Origin of the sequence: Bradyrhizobium sp. CCBAU 53338 (assembly GCF_015291665.1) — a bacterium.
GTDB lineage: Bacteria > Pseudomonadota > Alphaproteobacteria > Rhizobiales > Xanthobacteraceae > Bradyrhizobium.
Genome location: NZ_CP030048.1, coordinates 4,585,048 through 4,601,674, shown reverse-complemented (window position 1 = coordinate 4,601,674; position 16,627 = coordinate 4,585,048). Strand labels below are relative to the sequence as shown.

Below are 16,627 nucleotides of genomic sequence, written 5' to 3'. Positions count from 1 at the left end.
CGTGGCAACGAAGCCCATCGCGCCCTAGTCCTCGAATCCGTTCGGCATGCCGGCTTTCGCGAGCGCGACCGCGCGGGCTTTCATCCAGCCTTCGAGGAACGCCTTGTCATCCGCAGGCGGGTTTGATTTGCCGTACTCCGCCCATGCCGCACCGAGCACCTCCTGGCGCTTGAACAGCTTGTTGTTGTACGCCTCCTGCGCATCGGACCATTGCCCGGCTTCTTTCAAGGCCTTCACGGCGCCGGAATGCACCGGCACCACCCAGTTCTTGGTCTGGCGATCGGCGGCAAGGCCACCGGCGCCGGGTGCGGAATCCTTGTAGGCGTCGTAGTTCACGATCATCGCCTTGGTCATCGCATAGACCTGGTCGGCCGGTTGCGAAGCATAGGCGACGAAGATCGGGTAGGGGTAGTTGCCGAGCTCGATTGGTTTCTCGGGCGAGATGCCGGCGCCGCAGGTCGCAAGCTGCGGGAAGAAGAACGAGCCGACCTTGTGCATCCGTGCCCAGCCGTCCTTGTCGCCGGCCGGCAGCGGCGGCCAGATCAGGCCGCGCGGCGAGGTCTCGGCTTCCTTGGCGGGGCCGGTGATGGTGGTGCCGAACGCGGCATCGGTGTCGTTGTTGACGAGGCCCTTCCACATCGCGCCGTAGCTGGCGAACTCGACGACCTTGACGTCCTTCTGCGTCAGCCCCGCGAAAGCGAGCACCGCGAGCGAGTTCTGGTTCAGCGCGGGCGAGCCGACGACGAAGCCGACGCGCTTGCCTTTCAGGTCTTTCAGATCTTTCACGCCTGTGTCGGCTGCGACGCCAAGCGAACCGCAATTGCAATCGACGCTGGAGAGCATGATCTGAAGCGCTTGCGGGCCCCATTCCCTCGCGCCGAACTCGAACACGCCTTCCTGCGCGAAATAGGTGCCAGATCCCATCGCAGACGACGCCGCACGCTTGGCGCGGAGCGGCGCAAGCCGGGCGACGTCGTTGCCGGCGGGAAGCACGCGCACGTCGGTGCCGAACTTGTCCTTCATCATCTTGCCGACGCCGACTGCGATGTTGAAGCCCGCGGTGCCGGTGTCATAGGCGGTGAACGTCAATGTCGCCGGCAACTTGGCCTCGTCGGCGAATGCATAGCTAGTAGACGCAAATGAGCCCGCAACCATGGCAGGCGCGAGCATGATCAGCCCACGACGCATATTTTCCTCCCGATGTCCTCGCTTCGGCCGCGAAGAGTTTCTTTCTTTGTTTAAAACAGATCACGTCACCGTGGTCGGGCAATGACAACGTCGGTCCGTGCATGCAGCAAGAAGGCAGATTGTCGCGGAATCGATTGATTATGCGACTACCTCGCGACGATCGCGATCGCCTGGCCTTCGGCAGCGAGATGATCGATCTTCACGAGCAGCGATGTGAGCGTGCCCGACGCAGGCGAGGACACCGGTATCTTCATCTTCATGGCTTCGACGACCACACGTCGCCGCCATCGGCGACGGTTCCTCCAACTTGCACGGGAGTTGCGCAGATGCGACCGGCGACCTCGGTGACAATCTTAATTTCTGGCATGCCATCGCCTTTTTGTTGTCGTCGCAAAACGCCTGAGGTAGCGTCGTCTGCAAGTGGAATTTAATTCCGCACAGCGGAACAAACCGGTAGGGATCATGGGACGACGTTCGGAGCGGTTAAGCAGGCAAGGTGCGCTCGCTGGCGATGCCGGTGAGGGTGATGTCATCCAGGTGGTGTCGCGCGCGTTCGACGTGTTGCGATGCTTCGAGGGCCACGAGGCGCGGCTCGGCAATCTCGAGATTTCAAATCGCTGCGGCCTGCCGCGCTCGACGGTGTCGCGTCTCACGCACACCCTGACCCGCATGGGACAGTTGGTCTATCTGCCGCGTGACCAGAAGTATCGCATCGGTCCGAGCGCGGTGGCGATGAGCGCCTCGATGATGAAGGGCGCGCAGCTGCGCAGCATGATCCGGCAGCGGCTTCAAGAAGTCGCCGAGCAGCTTCCGGGCACCGTCGGCTTCGTCGTGCCCGATCGCTTCCATCTGGTCTATCTCCAGTTCGCGCGCTCGCCCTCTGCGCTCGGTTTGCACGAGGGCACCGGCAGCCGCATCTCGATGGCCTCGACTGCCGCAGGCGCGGCCTACACCGCGGCGCTGGCGCCGGAGGTCGGTGATGCCTTCATCAACGACATGGAGCGCGAAGCGCCCGAGGCTGTAAAGATTCTGCGGCCGCGCATCGAGGCCAACAGGCAGTCGCTGCGCGAGCGCGGCTATGTCACGGCTTGCGGCCTGTGGAGCCCGCACATCAATGGCCTCGCGGTGCCGATCTGGTCGCCGCAGTACCAGACCTTCGTCGTGGTCACGATCGGTCTGCTCTCGGCGATGTATGACGAGGAGCGTCTGCAGGCGGAAGCCGCGCCGCTGATGTTGGCGCTCGGCCGTTCGCTCGGCAGCTTGATGGAGGGCGCCGAAGGCGACGCCTTCAACAACCGCATCTCGCGCAAACCGGTCGCAATGGCCGTGCACAACAATAACAAGCCGATGAGTTCGGAGGGAGTGAATGAACTGGAAGCCGGAACTCGACGAGCTCGCCCGGCGCGAAGCCTTCGCGCGGGAGATGGGCGGCGTTGACAAGGTCAAGCGACAGCATGACCAGGGCCGGCTGACTGTTCGGGAGCGCATCGACAGGCTGATCGACAAGAATAGCTTTCACGAGATCGGTGCCGTCTCCGGCATCGGCGAGTACGATCGAACGGGCGAGCTGAAGGCCGTGACGCCGGCGAACTGCGTATTCGGCCGCGCGCGCGTCGATGGCCGTACGGTGGTCGTCGTCGGCGACGACTTCACCGTGCGCGGCGGCTCGGCGGATGCGTCGATCTCGGCGAAGCCCTTGATGGCGGAGGAGATGGCGCACGACTTCCGTCTGCCCATCGTTCGCATCATCGAAGGCTCCGGCGGCGGCGGTTCGGTCAAGACCATCGAAACCAAGGGCGCGGCCAACCTGCCGGGCGGCATCGGCGGCACGCGCTGGTACCGCTTCACGACGGAGAATCTGTCGCGCGTGCCTGTCGTCGCGCTCGGCCTCGGCTCGGTCGCGGGCCTCGGCGCCGCGCGCCTTGCCGCCAGCCACTATTCCATCATGACGCGCAAATCCGCGATGTTCGTTGCGGGCCCGCCTGTCGTGAAGGCGCTGGGCCAGAACCTCTCGAAGGAAGAGCTCGGCGGCGCCGATATCCAGACCCGTGCCGGCGCGGTCGATCATGCCGTCGACACCGAGGAGGAAGCCTTTGCCTGCGCTCGTCGCTTCCTCTCGTATTTGCCGTCATCGGTCTACGAGCTGCCGCCGACGCTGCCTTGCATAGACAATCCCGAGCGCACGGAAGAAGCGCTGATGAAAGCGGTGCCGCGCAACCGCAAGCAGGTCTACAAGGTCAGGCCCATCATCGAGTCCGTCGTCGACAAGGGTTCGTTCTTCGAGGTCGCATCCAATTTCGGCAAGCCCATCATCGTCGGCCTCGCGCGGCTCGAGGGCCGGGCGGTGATGCTGCTTGCCAGCGACAGTTTTCACTATGGCGGCTCGTGGACGGCGGATGCCTGCCAGAAGGTGGTGCGCTGGGTCGACTTCGCGGAAACCTTCCATCTGCCGATCGTCTATCTCATGGACTGTCCGGGCTTCATGATCGGCCTCGATGCCGAGAAGGCGGCGACCATCCGTCACGGCGTCCGCGCCATGGCCGCGGTCAACCAGACCACGGTGCCCTGGTGCACCGTGATCCTGCGCAACGCCTTCGGCGTGGCCGGCGTCGTGCACCAGCCGGCCGATCGGTTCTCGATGCGCTACGCCTGGCCGTCGGCCTATTGGGGCTCGCTGCCGCTCGAAGGCGGCATCGAAGCCGCCTACCGCGCCGACATCGACGCGGCCGAGGACAAGGCGGCGAAGCTGAAGGAGATCGAGGAACGCCTGAACAAGCTCCGTTCGCCGTTCCGCTCGGCCGAAAAGTTCTGGGTCGAGGAGATCATCGATCCCCGCAAGACCCGCTCGCTCTTGTGCGAGTTCGCGCGCCTCGCCGAACCGCTGCGCAAAGCGGGACCGCCAGAGAACATGACGATCCGTCCGTAGGCCGAGCCGTCGCGGCGACCATCGCCGTCATTTCAAGCGTAGCGAAGCAATCCAGAAACCCACCGCGGAGACAGCCTGGATTGCTTCGCTCTTCAGCGCAAGAATGCTTCGCAATTTCATCGCGGGCTCGCCGCAATGGCGGACCTGGCTCGAGTCCTCGCGACCAGTTCCGCTCGCGCGACATTTGCCCACGTCAATACGGTGAATAGGCAACCATTTTCCGCCGCGCTTCAGGCTCATTTCAGCCAAACCAATATTGGTCTCTCGCGGCCGGGGCAGGACCCTCCAACTCGGAGTCCTGCAAATGATCAAGCAAGTTGTTTCTGCGTGTCTCGCTATTGTCGCCAGTTCGGCCGTCGCCGACGCGCGGCCTTTTCGCACTTTTCAAGCGCCCGAATGCAATGTCACCATGCCCTGCGACTTCTCGTATGCGCCGACGCGCCGCGAGCGTGATCCCAGGGCGTCGTTGCGGGCCTACCGCACGACACAGATGACCGTGAGCAACGCGGGTTACGCCGCCACGACGGTCAGCGTCTCCGGCGATCGCGTCATCGGCGGCCGTCCGGCCGGATGCCCGTCGTCGTTCTGCGGCTGCGGCGCGGCACTGCGCGTGTTCGGTCATGTCGTGCCGGAGTTGAATCTCGCTTCAAACTGGCTGCGCTTTCCGCGCGCGGCGCCGGCGCCGGGAATGGTCGCCGCGCGGCGCGGACATGTCTTCGTTCTGGAGCAGCCGCTCGGTGGCGACATGTGGATGGCCTATGACGCCAATTCGGGCGGTCACGCCACGCGCATGCACGCGCGTTCGCTGCGGGGTTACACGATCGTCAACCCGCGCGGCGCGATGGGTTGAACGACAAGCGCCAGTGCGACACTCCGCAACGCACGTGTTGCGGAGTGTGCGGTGCTTACGGGCCACGCCTTAACATTTGCTGGCGAGCCATCCGACCAAGGGTGAATTGTTCGCGTTCATTCGCCGAATACCTTTCGGCTGCAATGGCGAATGTGCTCGCATGACATGAAAAGCAGACTGTCGCGAGCGCATTGAGAACGTGGGAAACGAATCCGGAAGTTCAACGATCTCGCCTGAGAAGCTCGATCAGGGACAGGCTCGCGCCCCGTCATACCCTCAGCACTTTACCTGGATTCATGATGTTCTGCGGGTCGAGCGCGCGCTTGATGGTGCGCATGATGTCGAGCTCGGTCTTGGAGCGGTAGTGGCTGAGCTCGTCGAGCTTTTCGATGCCGATGCCGTGCTCGGCCGAGATCGATCCGCCCATGGAGGTGACGAGATCGTTCACGGCGCGCGTGATCGCGGCGGTGTATTGGTTCAGCGTCTGCTGATCCATGCCGAGGGGCCCCATGAACGAGAAATGCAGATTGCCGTCGCCGATATGCCCGAGTGGATAGGGGCGAATGCCCGGGAGAATGTCGAGCGCGGCCTTGAGCCCCTTGTCGATGAACTCGGGGATCTTGGAGATCGCCACCGAGATGTCGTAGCTGATCCCCGGGCCCTCGGCGCGAGAAGCCTCGGCCATCGCTTCCCGGATGCGCCACATGTTGCGCGATTGACCGACGGTCTGCGCGATAACCGCGTCGAGCACGCGACCGGCTTCGAGCTGGTCGGCGAGAAACGCCTCCAGCTTCTCCGACATGCCGTCGGCCCCGTCCTGCCGTGGGCGCGAGGACGACCATTCAAGCAGCAGGTACCACGGCGTATCCGCCCTGAGCGGATCCTGGACGCCGGGAATGTGACGCATCACGAGGTCGACAGCCGCGCGGCTCAGCAGCTCGCAGGACCCGACATTGTCCTCGGAGGCCGCATGCGCTTCCGACAGGATTTCCAGCGCCGCGCGTGGATCGCGAACCGCGAGCCACGCCGTGCTGACGTCCTTCGGCGCGGGCCACAGCTTGAGCACGGCCTTGGTGATGATCCCGAGCGTTCCCTCGGCGCCCATGAAGAGATGCTTGAGGTCGTAGCCGGTGTTGTCCTTCTTCAGCGCACGCAATCCGTCCCAGACGTCGCCATTGGGCAGCACGACCTCGAGCCCGAGCACGAGATTGCGGGCATTGCCATAGCGCAGCACCTGCACGCCGCCGGCGTTGGTCGAGAGGTTGCCGCCGATCATGCAGGAGCCCTGGGCGCCGAGGCTGAGCGGCAGGAACCTGTCGTTCGCGGCCGCGGTCTCCTGAAGCGTTTGCAGCACGCAGCCGGCCTCGACCGTCATCGCATAACCGACGGGATCGACGTCGAGCACGCGGTTCATCCGGCCGAGCGACAGCACGATGCCGGTGTGTGCCGGCCAGGGAGTTGCGCCGCCCATCAATCCGGTGTTGCCGCCCTGCGGCACGATCGCGACGCCGTGCTGATGGCAAAGCCGGACCACATCAGAGACTTCCCCGGTGCTTCCAGGGCGAACGACGGCGCCGGCGCCGCCAAGCAGCAGTCCGCGCCAGTCCGTCACGAACGGCTGCATGCCGTGCGCGTCCTCGATGAGACCCTTCTCGCCCACGATCGCGCGCAACGCATCGCGTAGCTCGGCAGTCAAGGGAGCAGTTGGAATGGTGGGGACGGGCGACGGGAAGGCAGTCGGCATGTTGTTTCCCTCTGGCGCATCTTGGTGTGCACTGCGCGCGCGAAGCGCTTGGGACCCATTGTCCACGTTTGGCCCGTGAAGTCTATCGGCAACACCCGGACCATGTTCCGCAACATCTCGACGAGTCCCACTCCGGAGCCTTCGACTGAGCGCCGTCATGGGTATGATCAAGCAGAGGCTCGCACAGGGCCTGCAACTCGGCGAGGATGCGTCGCGAACGGCTTCTCGCTAGAACCGCCGCGCGATCCGGTACTAGGCCATCGCGGGCTTTGGTTGCGGCTTCGGCTGCCGCGACAGTGCCAGCACGATCAGCGAGGCGAACACGCAGAGCGCGCCGGCGACGAAGAAGGCGGGCAGGTAGCTCTGCAGCAGCGTCCGCGACAGGCCCGCGCCGAACGCGGCGGTGCCGGCGCCGAGCTGATGGCCGGCGAAGATCCAGCCGAACACCAGGTTCGCACGTTCCGGTCCGAACTTTTGCGCGGTGAGGCGCACCGTCGGCGGCACGGTCGCGATCCAGTCCAGACCATAGAACATTGCGAAGATCGACAAGCCGTAGAACGAGAAGTCGCTGAAGGGCAGGAAGATCAGCGAGAGCCCGCGCAGACCGTAGTACCAGAACAGCAGGAAGCGGTTATCGTAACGGTCCGACAGCCAGCCTGACATGATGGTGCCGAAGAAGTCGAAGATGCCCATCGCCGCCAACAGGCTCGCGGCCTGCACCTGCGGAATGCCGAAATCGAGGCACATCGGAATCAGATGTACTTGCACGAGGCCGTTGGTCGAGGCGCCGCAGACGAAGAAGGTCGCAAACAGGATCCAGAACGCGCTCGACTTCGAGGCGTCGCGCAGCGTGCCGAGCGCGACGGCCGTGATCGAGCCGTGGCTCAGGGGCGGCGCGGGCAGGGGCTCGGTACCTTCGTCGCCGAAGGGACGCAGACCCAGATCGCTGGGGCGGTCGCGCATGACGAGCAGGACCGCCGCGGCGGAGACGCCGAGCATGATGCAGACGAAGCCGAGCGCGGGGCGCCAGCCGAAGCGTTCGGTCAGGCTTGCCAGCAGCGGCAGGAACACGAGTTGACCGGTTGCCACGCTCGCGGTCATGATGCCGATGACGAGGCCGCGTCTTGCGGCGAACCAGCGCGTCGCGATGGTGGCGCCGAGCACCAGCGCGGTCATGCCGGTGCCGATGCCGATCACCACGCCCCACAGCGCCACGAGCTGCCAGACCTGCGTCATGCCGAGTGAGAGGACGAGCGCGGAGACGACGATGAGCTGCGCGGTCAGCGTGACGTTGCGTAAGCCGTAGCGGTTGAGGAGAGCGGCGGCGAACGGTGCCATCAGCCCGAACAGGATGAAGCGTATCGACAGCGCAGACGAGATCTCCGCCGTGCTCCAGCCGAACTCCTTTTGTAGCGGAACGATGAACACGCCGGGCGCGCCGACCGTGCCGGCGCTGATCAGCGCTGCAAAAAAGGTGACGCCGACCATCACCCAGCCGTAATGGATGTTGCGGCGGCCGAGCGCAGCCGAAAGCCAGTTCGAAATCATCGCGACTCAATCCAGGTTGGCGGGCTCCGGGAGACCCGCGTCATCGTTGTAGTCTGGCATGGATGAGGGAAGTCTGAAATGACAGACTTCCCTCATTTTCTGACTTGAACGTCAGTGCGCGAGGCGCTCCACTGCGATCGCAGTGGCTTCACCACCGCCGATGCAGAGTGCCGCAACACCACGCCTGAGATTGTTGGCCTCGAGCGCATGCAGCAGCGTCACGATCAGACGCGCGCCGGTGGCACCGATGGGATGGCCGAGCGCGCAGGCACCGCCGTTGATGTTCAGCTTCTCGCGAGGAATGCCGAGATCGCGCTGCGCCGCCATCGCCACTACGGCGAAGGCCTCGTTGATCTCGAACAGATCGACGTCATCAGCGCTCCAGCCGACCTTGTCGAGCAGTTTTCTGATCGCCGGGATCGGCGCCGTGGTGAACCATTGCGGCTCCTGGCTGTGGGTCGTGTGGCCCTTGATCTCGGCGATGGCGGGAAGGCCGTTGTGATCGGCGAGCGAGCGCTTGGTCAGCACGAGCGCCGCGGCACCGTCGGCATTGGCGGAGGAAGCCGCCGGCGTGATGGTGCCGTTGGCGCGGAACGCCGGCTTCAGGCCGGGGATCTTTGCGGGATCGACCTTCAGCGGATGCTCGTCATTGGCGATGATGCGCGGGCCTGCCTTCTCAGCCAGCGTGATCGGCGCGATCTCGGCCTTGAACGCGCCGCCCTCGACCGCCTTGCGTGCGCGGCTCAGCGTCTCCATCGCATAGGCGTCCTGGTCCTTGCGGGTGAACTGATAGGCTTCGGCGGTGGCCTCGCCGAAATCGCCCATGGAGCGGCCGGTTTCGTAGGCGTCCTCGAGGCCATCCATCATCATGTGGTCGATGATGCGGTCATGGCCGGCGCGATAGCCGCCACGTGCCTTCTGCAGGAGATAGGGTGCGTTGCTCATGCTCTCCATGCCGCCGGATACGACGATCTCGGCCGAGCCGGCGCGAATGATGTCGTGCGCCAGCATGGTCGCCTTCATGCCGGAACCGCAGACCTTGTTGATCGTGGTGGCACCAGTCGCATCGGGCAGGCCGGCGCTACGCGCCGCCTGGCGTGCCGGTGCCTGGCCCTGGCCGGCCGGCAGCACGCAGCCCATGAAGACCTCGTCGACCTTCTCGGGCGCAAGTCTGGCGCGTTCCAGCGCCGCATTGATGACATGCGATCCGAGCTTGTGAGCGGCGAGCGGTGACAGCTCGCCCATGAAGCGGCCGAGCGGGGTGCGGGCGGCGGAGACGATGACGACGGGATCGGCGGCTTCGGCCATGACAGAACTCCCTGCGATGATGGATAAGATTATATCCATCATATGATGCAGCGCAAAAAATGCAACCGCGCCCGGCATGAGAAATTGTCGTGGATCGGATGAGAACCGGTCCGCGGAGGGGAGGTGGCGCGATTACCGCTTCCTGTTCGCGAATGCGCCCATCAGCCGTGTGGGCTCGTCCGTCAGGAACGACTCGCCGAACACCTTGACGCTGAGATTCACCGACTCCGTCAGCGGCAGTTCCTCCCATTGCCGCAGCAGCGCCTTCTGCGAGCGCAGCGCCTCGGGGCCGCATTCGAGCAGCGCGGTCACGAGGTGCTCGACGGCCGCATCCAGTCCGCCTGCCGGCGCGATCTTGTCGACCAGGCCCCAGGCCAGGGCGGTCGGGGCGTCGATGTTCTCGGCCGTCATCACCAGCCAGCGCGCGCGAGCCCAGCCGATCAGGCGCGGCAGCAGCGCGGCGTGGATCACCGAGGGAATGCCGACGCGCACCTCCGGCATGCCGAAATGTGCATCATGCGCGGCGATCCGGAAGTCGCAGGCAGCCGCCACTTCGAGCCCGCCACCGAGGCACCAGCCGGGCATGCGCGCGATCATGGGCGCCGGGAATTGGCGCACGGCTTCGCAGAGATCGCGCAGGCGGCTGATGAAGGCCTCGGCCGACTTCTGGTCGAGCTTGGCCATCTCCTTGATATCGGCGCCGCCGATCATGCTCTTCTCGCTCTGGCCGCGCAGCACCACGACGCGGATGCTGCGGTCGGACGAGAGCTGCTGCAGCCCCTCCCGGACCGCGTCGGTCACGGGCGAGCCGAGGATGTTGAGCGAGCCGGCGTTGCAGATCGCGACATGAACGACGCCGCGCTCATCGCGCGTCACGCCGCAGTGGTTGTTGAGCATTTCCATCGTGTGATCTCGAAGGTTTCGTGGACCTGCGCGAGGCGCGCCGGACGGGATCACTTCCGGGACGAAATGCCCGGCTTGTCAAGCGGTGGATGTGGCGTTGCCAGCGCGAAGTCCGTCGTATAGTATGATGCAAATCATATAAAGAAGGTGCCCATGATCGAACCTGCTCAACTCGACCTGTTCTCACCGGCGCAGCGGCGCGAGCGCGTGGTGGACTGGCAGGTGCCCGCGCCGGTTGCGAAGGTGGCGATGGGCTTGTCCGGCATGGACGCCATGCTGGGCATCCGCGACGGCCGGTTGCCGCCGCCGCCCTTCGCGAAACTGATTGGCTTCACTGTTGGAGTGGTCGAGCCCGGCCGTATCGTGATGGAACTCGAACCGCGCGAGGATCTCGAAAACACCATCGGGCTCCTGCACGGGGCGACCGCCGCCGCGCTCCTCGATACCGCCATGGGCTGCGCGATTTCGACGCGGCTGGAGGCCGGGCAGTCGTCGGTGACGCTCGACCTGAAGATGACTTTCCTGCGGCCGCTCTCCGTCAGGTCAGGCCTGATCTCGGCGGAAGGCAAGGTCGTCAAGCTCGGGCGCCAGACCAGCTACACCGAAGGCTTCGTCCGCGACGGTAAGGGGGCACTCGCGGTCCATGCAACTGCAACCTTTTCCATGGTCGGTAACAATTTTACCGGGAATTAATGCGCCGCTTGGCGGGTATCCGTGCTATGAGATGACTTCCGACATCCAATGAGAGCCGCATGCGCTATTCTCGGGAACACAAGCAGGAAACCCACGACCGCATCGTCAAGAAGGCGTCCGTGCGGCTACGCGAAAAGGGGGCCCATGGCATCGGCGTCGCCGACCTGATGAAGGAGGCAGGCCTGACCCATGGCGGCTTCTATGCGCATTTCGACTCGCGCGAGGCCCTGGTGATCGAGGCCTTCGATTACGCCATGAACCGTTCGATGGAGCACTGGCGCAAGCAGTCCGATCAGGTCGCGCCCGAGAAGCAGCTTGGCCAGATCGTCGAGACTTACCTCTCGGCGCTCCATCGCGACAATCCCGGCCATGGCTGCTCGATCCCCGCGCTTGGGGCCGAGATCGCCCGCGAGAGCCCGAAGACACGCAAGGCGTTTGCCGGCAAGCTCGACGAGATGGTCGAGATGATGACCAATTTCATCCCGAACGTTCCGCGCAAGGCCGCGCGCAAGCAGGCGATCGCGACGTTGGCGACGATGGCCGGCACCATGCTGCTGGCACGCATCGCCGGCTCGAGCGAACTGTCGGATGAGGTGCTGAAGGCGGGCAAGGACAGCGCGCTGGAGGGGGCAAAGCGCGAGCCAAAGGCGGCGGCAGCGAAGAAGGCGAAGCAGAGTTAAGGCGAGGTGCCGTACCAGAGCAGCGCTATCGCCCCGCGAACAACGCCCGCTCACGCTCGACAATTTCCGAGATGTAATCCGCCACCGCCCTGATCCGCGCGAGATCCTTGCTGTCTGCGTGCATCAGCATCCAGAACGTCCTGACAATCGACACTTCCTCGGGCAGCACCGCCACGAGCTGCGGGTAGTCGCTCGCCATGAAGTGCGGCAGCACCGCGATGCCGAACCCCGAGAGCGTGGCATTGAGCTGCGCGATCAGGTTGGCGCTGCGGAAGCGTGCCGAGATCCGCGGTGACACCTGGGGCAGATAATCGAGCTCCGGCGTGAAAAGCAGCTCCTCGATGTAGCCGACGAAGCGATGCTGCGGCAGGTCCTGCCGCGAGGCGATTTTCGGGAAGCGGTCGAGATAGGCCGCGGCGGCGTACAAGCCGAGCCGATAATCGAGCAGCTTGCGGCCGACGATGCGGCCCTCTTTCGGCATGGTCAGGCTGATCGCGATGTCTGCCTCGCGTTTGGAGAGGCTGAACAGCCGTGCGGTCGCTACAAGTTGCAGATCGAGGTCGGGATAGCGATCGGCGAAGGGCGCCAGGCGTGGCGCCAGGAAGGCGGTGCCGAACCCGTCGGGCGCCCCGATCCGCACCGTACCGGTCAATCGCGCCACGGAGCCGCCGACCTGCTCCTGGTTGGCGACGATGGTGGATTCCATTGCTTCGGCGCTGTCGGCGACGCGCTGGCCGGCGTCGGTGAGGAGGTAGCCGGTCTTGCGCCGGTCAAACAGCTTTGCCGAGAGGTGCTTTTCCAGCCGGTCGACGCGGCGGATCACCGTGGCATGGTCGACGCCGAGCTGTTTTGCCGCAGCCGACACCGAGCCGCCCCGCACGATGGCCAGCACGAAACGAAAGTCGTCCCAATCGATAGCGCCTTGATCCAGCATTTTCGCACATCTATGGTGCAATATCTCAGACTTGAATCCTATAAAATGCAGGTCGATAGGATTTGTCAAAGCGATCTAACCCGTCCTGTGGGAGGTATTCATGCGCGACGTCGGGCACTTCATCGGTGGCAAGGAAGTCAAGGGTAAGTCGGGCCGTACCGCCGACGTCTTCGAGCCGATGACCGGTGACGTCCAGGCCAAGGTCGCGCTGGCCTCCAAGGCCGAAGTCCGTGCCGCCGTCGAGAACGCCCGCGCCGCGCAGCCCGAATGGGCCGCGACCAATCCGCAGCGCCGCGCCCGCGTCATGACGAAATTCGTCGAACTGGTGCAGCGCGACTACGACAAGCTCGCCGAGCTGCTCGCGCGCGAGCACGGCAAGACCGTGCCCGACGCCAAGGGCGACATCCAGCGCGGCCTCGAAGTCGCCGAGTTCGCCTGCGGCATTCCTCATCTGATGAAGGGCGAATACACCGAAGGTGCCGGCCCCGGCATCGACATCTATTCCATGCGCCAGCCGCTCGGCGTCGTTGCCGGCATCACGCCGTTCAACTTTCCGGCAATGATCCCGATGTGGAAGTTCGCGCCTGCGATCGCCTGCGGCAACGCCTTCATCCTGAAGCCGTCCGAGCGCGATCCCGGCGTGCCGATGAAGCTTGCCGAGTTGATGATCGAGGCGGGCCTGCCGGCCGGCATCCTCAACGTCGTCAACGGCGACAAGGAAGCGGTCGATGCCATCCTCGACGACCCCGATATCAAGGCCGTCGGCTTCGTCGGCTCGACGCCGATCGCGCAATACATCTATGAGCGCGCCGCCCAGACCGGCAAGCGCTGCCAGTGCTTCGGTGGCGCCAAGAATCACGCCATCATCATGCCGGATGCCGACATGGACCAGGCTGTCGACGCGCTGATCGGGGCGGGCTACGGCTCGGCCGGCGAGCGCTGCATGGCCGTCTCGGTCGCTGTTCCCGTCGGCAAGACCACCGCCGACCGTCTGATGGACAAGCTGATCCCGCGCGTCGAGAGCCTCAAGATCGGCACCTCGATCGATCCGTCGGCCGATTATGGTCCGCTGGTGACACGCGAGGCGGTCGAGAAGGTCAAGAGCTACATCGACATCGGCATCAAGGAAGGTGCGACACTTGCCGTCGACGGCCGCGGCTTCAAGATGCAGGGCTACGAGAAGGGCTTCTATCTCGGCGGTTCGCTGTTCGACAACGTCACCAGGGACATGCGGATCTACAAGGAAGAGATTTTCGGCCCGGTGCTCTCGGTCGTGCGCGCGCACGACTACAAGGAAGCGCTGGCGCTGCCGTCCGAGCATGATTACGGCAACGGCGTTGCCATCTTCACTCGTGACGGCGACGCCGCCCGCGACTTCGCGGCCAAGGTCAATGTCGGCATGGTCGGCATCAACGTGCCGATCCCGGTGCCGATCGCCTATTACACCTTCGGCGGCTGGAAGAAGTCCGGATTCGGCGATCTCAACCAGCACGGCCCGGACTCGGTCCGCTTCTACACCAAGACCAAGACCGTGACCTCGCGCTGGCCGTCCGGCGTCAAGGAAGGTGCGGAGTTCTCGATCCCGCTGATGAAGTAAGCCTCCCAGGAGCGAGGGCACGATGCAGTTCGCTCTGAACGAGGATCAGGTCGCGGTTCGCGACATGGCGTTGGCGTTTGCGGCTTCGCGGATCGCGCCGCACGCGTTGCGCTGGGACGAGGAGAAGCATTTCCCCGTCGACGTGATGCGCGAGGCCGCAACGCTCGGCATGGGCGGCATCTACATCCGCGAGGATGTCGGTGGCTCTGCCATGACGCGGTTCGACGCGGCGCTGATCTTCGAGGCGCTCGCGACGGGCTGCCCGACCACTTCGGCGTTCATCTCCATTCACAACATGGCGAGCTGGATGATCGATGCCTTCGGCAGCGACACCCAGCGCCATCAATGGCTGCCAAAGCTCTGCACGATGGAGCTGATCGCGAGCTATTGCCTGACCGAGCCGGGCGCCGGCTCCGATGCGGCGGCCCTTCGCACGCGCGCGGTGCGCGACGGCGATCACTACGTCCTCGACGGTCAGAAGCAGTTCATCTCCGGCGCCGGCGGCACCGACCTGCTGGTCGCGATGGTGCGCACCGGCGGCGACGGCCCCGGCGGCATCTCGACCCTCGTCATCGACGGCAAGACGCCGGGTGTCTCCTTCGGCGCCAATGAGCGCAAGATGGGCTGGAACGCGCAGCCGACCCGCGCGGTGATGTTCGAAAATGCCCGCGTGCCCGTCGCCAACCGGCTGAGCGAGGAGGGCGTCGGTTTCAAGATCGCCATGGCCGGCCTCGACGGCGGCCGACTCAACATCACGGCATGTTCGCTCGGCGGCGCGCAGACTGCGCTCGACAAGGCGCGCGCCTACATGAAGGATCGCAAGGCTTTCGGAAAGCGCCTCGACGAGTTCCAGGCGCTTCAATTCAAGCTTGCCGACATGGCGATCGAGCTGGAGGCGGCACGCACCTTCCTCTGGCGCGCGGCGGCTGCGCTCGACCGCAAGGACCCCGACGCCACCATGCTCTGTGCGATGGCAAAACGCTTCGGTACCGATGTCGGCTTCGAGGTCGCCAACCATGCGCTGCAACTGCACGGCGGCTACGGCTATCTCAGCGAATACGGAATCGAAAAGATCGTGCGCGATCTGCGCGTGCACCAGATTCTCGAAGGCACCAATGAAATCATGCGGCTCATCGTGGCGCGCAAATTGATCGAGGGCGCGCGATGAGTTCGGTGGAAGAGGGCGATCTCGTCGCCCGTGTCGAGGGCGCGGCCGGCATTGTCAGGCTCAATCGCCCCAAGGCGATCAATGCCGTGACGCTGGAGATGTTTCGCGACATCGAGAAGGCACTCGACCGCTTCGAGGCCGATTCCGCCGTCGCTGTGATCCTGCTGGAAGGCGCCGGCGAGCGCGGCCTGTGCGCCGGCGGCGACATCCGCGCGCTCTGGGAGAGTTCGAAGGTCAACGGTGATCTCGGCAGGATCCTGTGGCGCGAGGAATACATCCTCAACGCCCGGATCAAGAAGTTTCCAAAGCCGTATGTCGCCTTCATGGACGGCATCGTGATGGGCGGTGGTGTCGGCCTGTCCGCGCATGCGAGCCACCGCGTGGTTACGGATCGGACGAAACTTGCGATGCCCGAGGTCGGGCTCGGCTTCTTCCCCGATGTCGGCGGCACTTGGTTGTTGTCGCGCTCGCCGGGCGAGATCGGCACGTTCTTCGGCCTGACCGGCCAGACCATGAACGGACCGGACGCGATTCATGCGAAGTTCGCCGATTGGGTGGTTCAGGCGGTGAAGCTGCCTGCGTTACGCGAGGCGCTGACCAAGGTTCGCCCGGGTGTGACCGCGGCCGATGTTAGCAAGCTCATCGACGGTTTTGCCACCGGTGAGACCGCGGGTCCGGTGGCAGCGAAAGAGCCCGTCATCGATGCGCTGTTCGGCTTCGACCGGATGGAAGACATTTTCGCCGCGCTCAAGCGCGACGGCTCCGAGTTCGCGCTGGCGACGCTGAAGACGCTGAACGAGAAATCGCCGCGCGGCATGGTGGTGACGCTGAAACTGCTGCGGCTCGCGCGTACTGCGCCGAGCCTGGAAGAGTGCCTGGTGCGCGAATATCGCGCGGCGTGCGAAGTGTTCCGCAGCGACGATTTCCGCGAGGGCGTGCGCGCCGCCGTGATCGACAAGGATCGCAACCCGACCTGGTCGCCGCCGCGGATCGAGGATGTGACGCCGCAAATGCTGGCGCCGTATCTCGCCGAGATCGGCGCGGATGAGCTGAAGTTCAACTAATCAACGAAACGAGCGGAGGAAACG

At 64.7% G+C, this 16,627-nt stretch carries 15 protein-coding genes and 1 pseudogene; 8 read left to right on the top strand and 8 right to left on the bottom strand.

Annotated features, from left to right (window positions below; all coding sequences use genetic code 11):
- Positions 1 to 24: 24 nt before the first annotated feature.
- Positions 25 to 1,188: a TAXI family TRAP transporter solute-binding subunit gene (locus XH90_RS21780; RefSeq protein ID WP_194476391.1), complete on the bottom strand. Its 1,164-nt coding sequence runs from the start codon at positions 1,186 to 1,188 to the stop codon at positions 25 to 27.
- Positions 1,189 to 1,334: 146 nt separating this feature from the next.
- Positions 1,335 to 1,555, bottom strand: a pseudogene (locus tag XH90_RS21775) (acetyl-CoA carboxylase biotin carboxyl carrier protein subunit).
- A 95-nt stretch (positions 1,556 to 1,650) separates the two neighbouring features.
- Here XH90_RS21775 and XH90_RS21770 point away from each other — a divergent pair.
- Together XH90_RS21770 and XH90_RS21765 are read left to right on the top strand one after the other, a co-directional pair.
- Positions 1,651 to 2,625, top strand: coding sequence for an IclR family transcriptional regulator (locus XH90_RS21770; protein WP_194476390.1), 975 nt, complete (start codon positions 1,651 to 1,653; stop codon positions 2,623 to 2,625).
- A complete protein-coding gene (locus XH90_RS21765; protein ID WP_194476389.1) occupies positions 2,555 to 4,114 on the top strand; it encodes an acyl-CoA carboxylase subunit beta in 1,560 nt (519 codons plus the stop codon). Before XH90_RS21770 ends, XH90_RS21765 begins: the two co-directional genes overlap by 71 nt.
- Before the next feature lie 27 nt (positions 4,115 to 4,141).
- Here the strand turns inward: XH90_RS21765 and XH90_RS21760 are convergent, their stop codons facing one another.
- Complete coding sequence (locus XH90_RS21760; protein WP_194476388.1) at positions 4,142 to 4,354, bottom strand: hypothetical protein; 213 nt, start codon at positions 4,352 to 4,354, stop codon at positions 4,142 to 4,144.
- A gap of 64 nt (positions 4,355 to 4,418) precedes the next feature.
- Between XH90_RS21760 and XH90_RS21755 the strand changes: the two genes are divergently transcribed.
- Complete coding sequence (locus XH90_RS21755) at positions 4,419 to 4,964, top strand: hypothetical protein (RefSeq protein ID WP_194476387.1); 546 nt, start codon at positions 4,419 to 4,421, stop codon at positions 4,962 to 4,964.
- Positions 4,965 to 5,232: 268 nt separating this feature from the next.
- Here XH90_RS21755 and XH90_RS21750 read toward each other — a convergent pair whose 3' ends face one another.
- The 4 genes from XH90_RS21750 to XH90_RS21735 all read right to left on the bottom strand — a co-directional run bounded on the left by XH90_RS21750 (position 5,233) and on the right by XH90_RS21735 (position 10,467).
- Positions 5,233 to 6,708, bottom strand: coding sequence for an FAD-binding oxidoreductase (locus XH90_RS21750; RefSeq protein WP_194476386.1), 1,476 nt, complete (start codon positions 6,706 to 6,708; stop codon positions 5,233 to 5,235).
- Positions 6,709 to 6,960: 252 nt separating this feature from the next.
- On the bottom strand, positions 6,961 to 8,256 hold the full coding sequence (locus XH90_RS21745; protein ID WP_194476385.1) for an MFS transporter: 1,296 nt from the start codon (positions 8,254 to 8,256) through the stop codon (positions 6,961 to 6,963).
- Between the two features lie 111 nt (positions 8,257 to 8,367).
- Positions 8,368 to 9,564, bottom strand: coding sequence for an acetyl-CoA C-acyltransferase (locus XH90_RS21740; RefSeq protein ID WP_194476384.1), 1,197 nt, complete (start codon positions 9,562 to 9,564; stop codon positions 8,368 to 8,370).
- A 132-nt stretch (positions 9,565 to 9,696) separates the two neighbouring features.
- Entirely contained in the window at positions 9,697 to 10,467 is a 771-nt protein-coding gene (locus XH90_RS21735) for an enoyl-CoA hydratase (RefSeq protein ID WP_194476383.1), read from the bottom strand.
- Positions 10,468 to 10,620: 153 nt separating this feature from the next.
- On the opposite strand from XH90_RS21735, the gene XH90_RS21730 reads away from it, so the two are divergent.
- Both XH90_RS21730 and XH90_RS21725 read left to right on the top strand, forming a co-directional pair.
- The gene (locus tag XH90_RS21730; RefSeq protein WP_194476382.1) at positions 10,621 to 11,160 is read left to right on the top strand and encodes a PaaI family thioesterase; all 540 of its coding nucleotides are present in this window, start codon (positions 10,621 to 10,623) and stop codon (positions 11,158 to 11,160) included.
- A 59-nt stretch (positions 11,161 to 11,219) separates the two neighbouring features.
- The gene (locus XH90_RS21725) at positions 11,220 to 11,840 is read left to right on the top strand and encodes a TetR/AcrR family transcriptional regulator (RefSeq protein ID WP_194476381.1); all 621 of its coding nucleotides are present in this window, start codon (positions 11,220 to 11,222) and stop codon (positions 11,838 to 11,840) included.
- Between the two features lie 25 nt (positions 11,841 to 11,865).
- On the opposite strand, the gene XH90_RS21720 is transcribed toward XH90_RS21725, so the two are convergent.
- Positions 11,866 to 12,774 carry a LysR family transcriptional regulator gene (locus XH90_RS21720; protein ID WP_194476380.1) on the bottom strand — a complete coding sequence of 303 codons (909 nt, stop codon included), beginning with the start codon at positions 12,772 to 12,774 and terminating at the stop codon, positions 11,866 to 11,868.
- A 100-nt stretch (positions 12,775 to 12,874) separates the two neighbouring features.
- On the opposite strand from XH90_RS21720, the gene XH90_RS21715 reads away from it, so the two are divergent.
- Genes XH90_RS21715 through XH90_RS21705 form a run of 3 tightly spaced genes read left to right on the top strand, consistent with a single transcriptional unit; the run spans position 12,875 to position 16,603 of the window.
- A complete protein-coding gene (locus tag XH90_RS21715) occupies positions 12,875 to 14,371 on the top strand; it encodes a CoA-acylating methylmalonate-semialdehyde dehydrogenase (protein ID WP_194476379.1) in 1,497 nt (498 codons plus the stop codon).
- Positions 14,372 to 14,393: 22 nt separating this feature from the next.
- Entirely contained in the window at positions 14,394 to 15,539 is a 1,146-nt protein-coding gene (locus tag XH90_RS21710) for an isobutyryl-CoA dehydrogenase (protein WP_194476378.1), read from the top strand.
- Positions 15,536 to 16,603, top strand: coding sequence for an enoyl-CoA hydratase/isomerase family protein (locus XH90_RS21705; RefSeq protein WP_194476377.1), 1,068 nt, complete (start codon positions 15,536 to 15,538; stop codon positions 16,601 to 16,603). The genes XH90_RS21710 and XH90_RS21705 overlap by 4 nt, the downstream gene beginning before the upstream one ends.
- Positions 16,604 to 16,627: the final 24 nt, after the last annotated feature.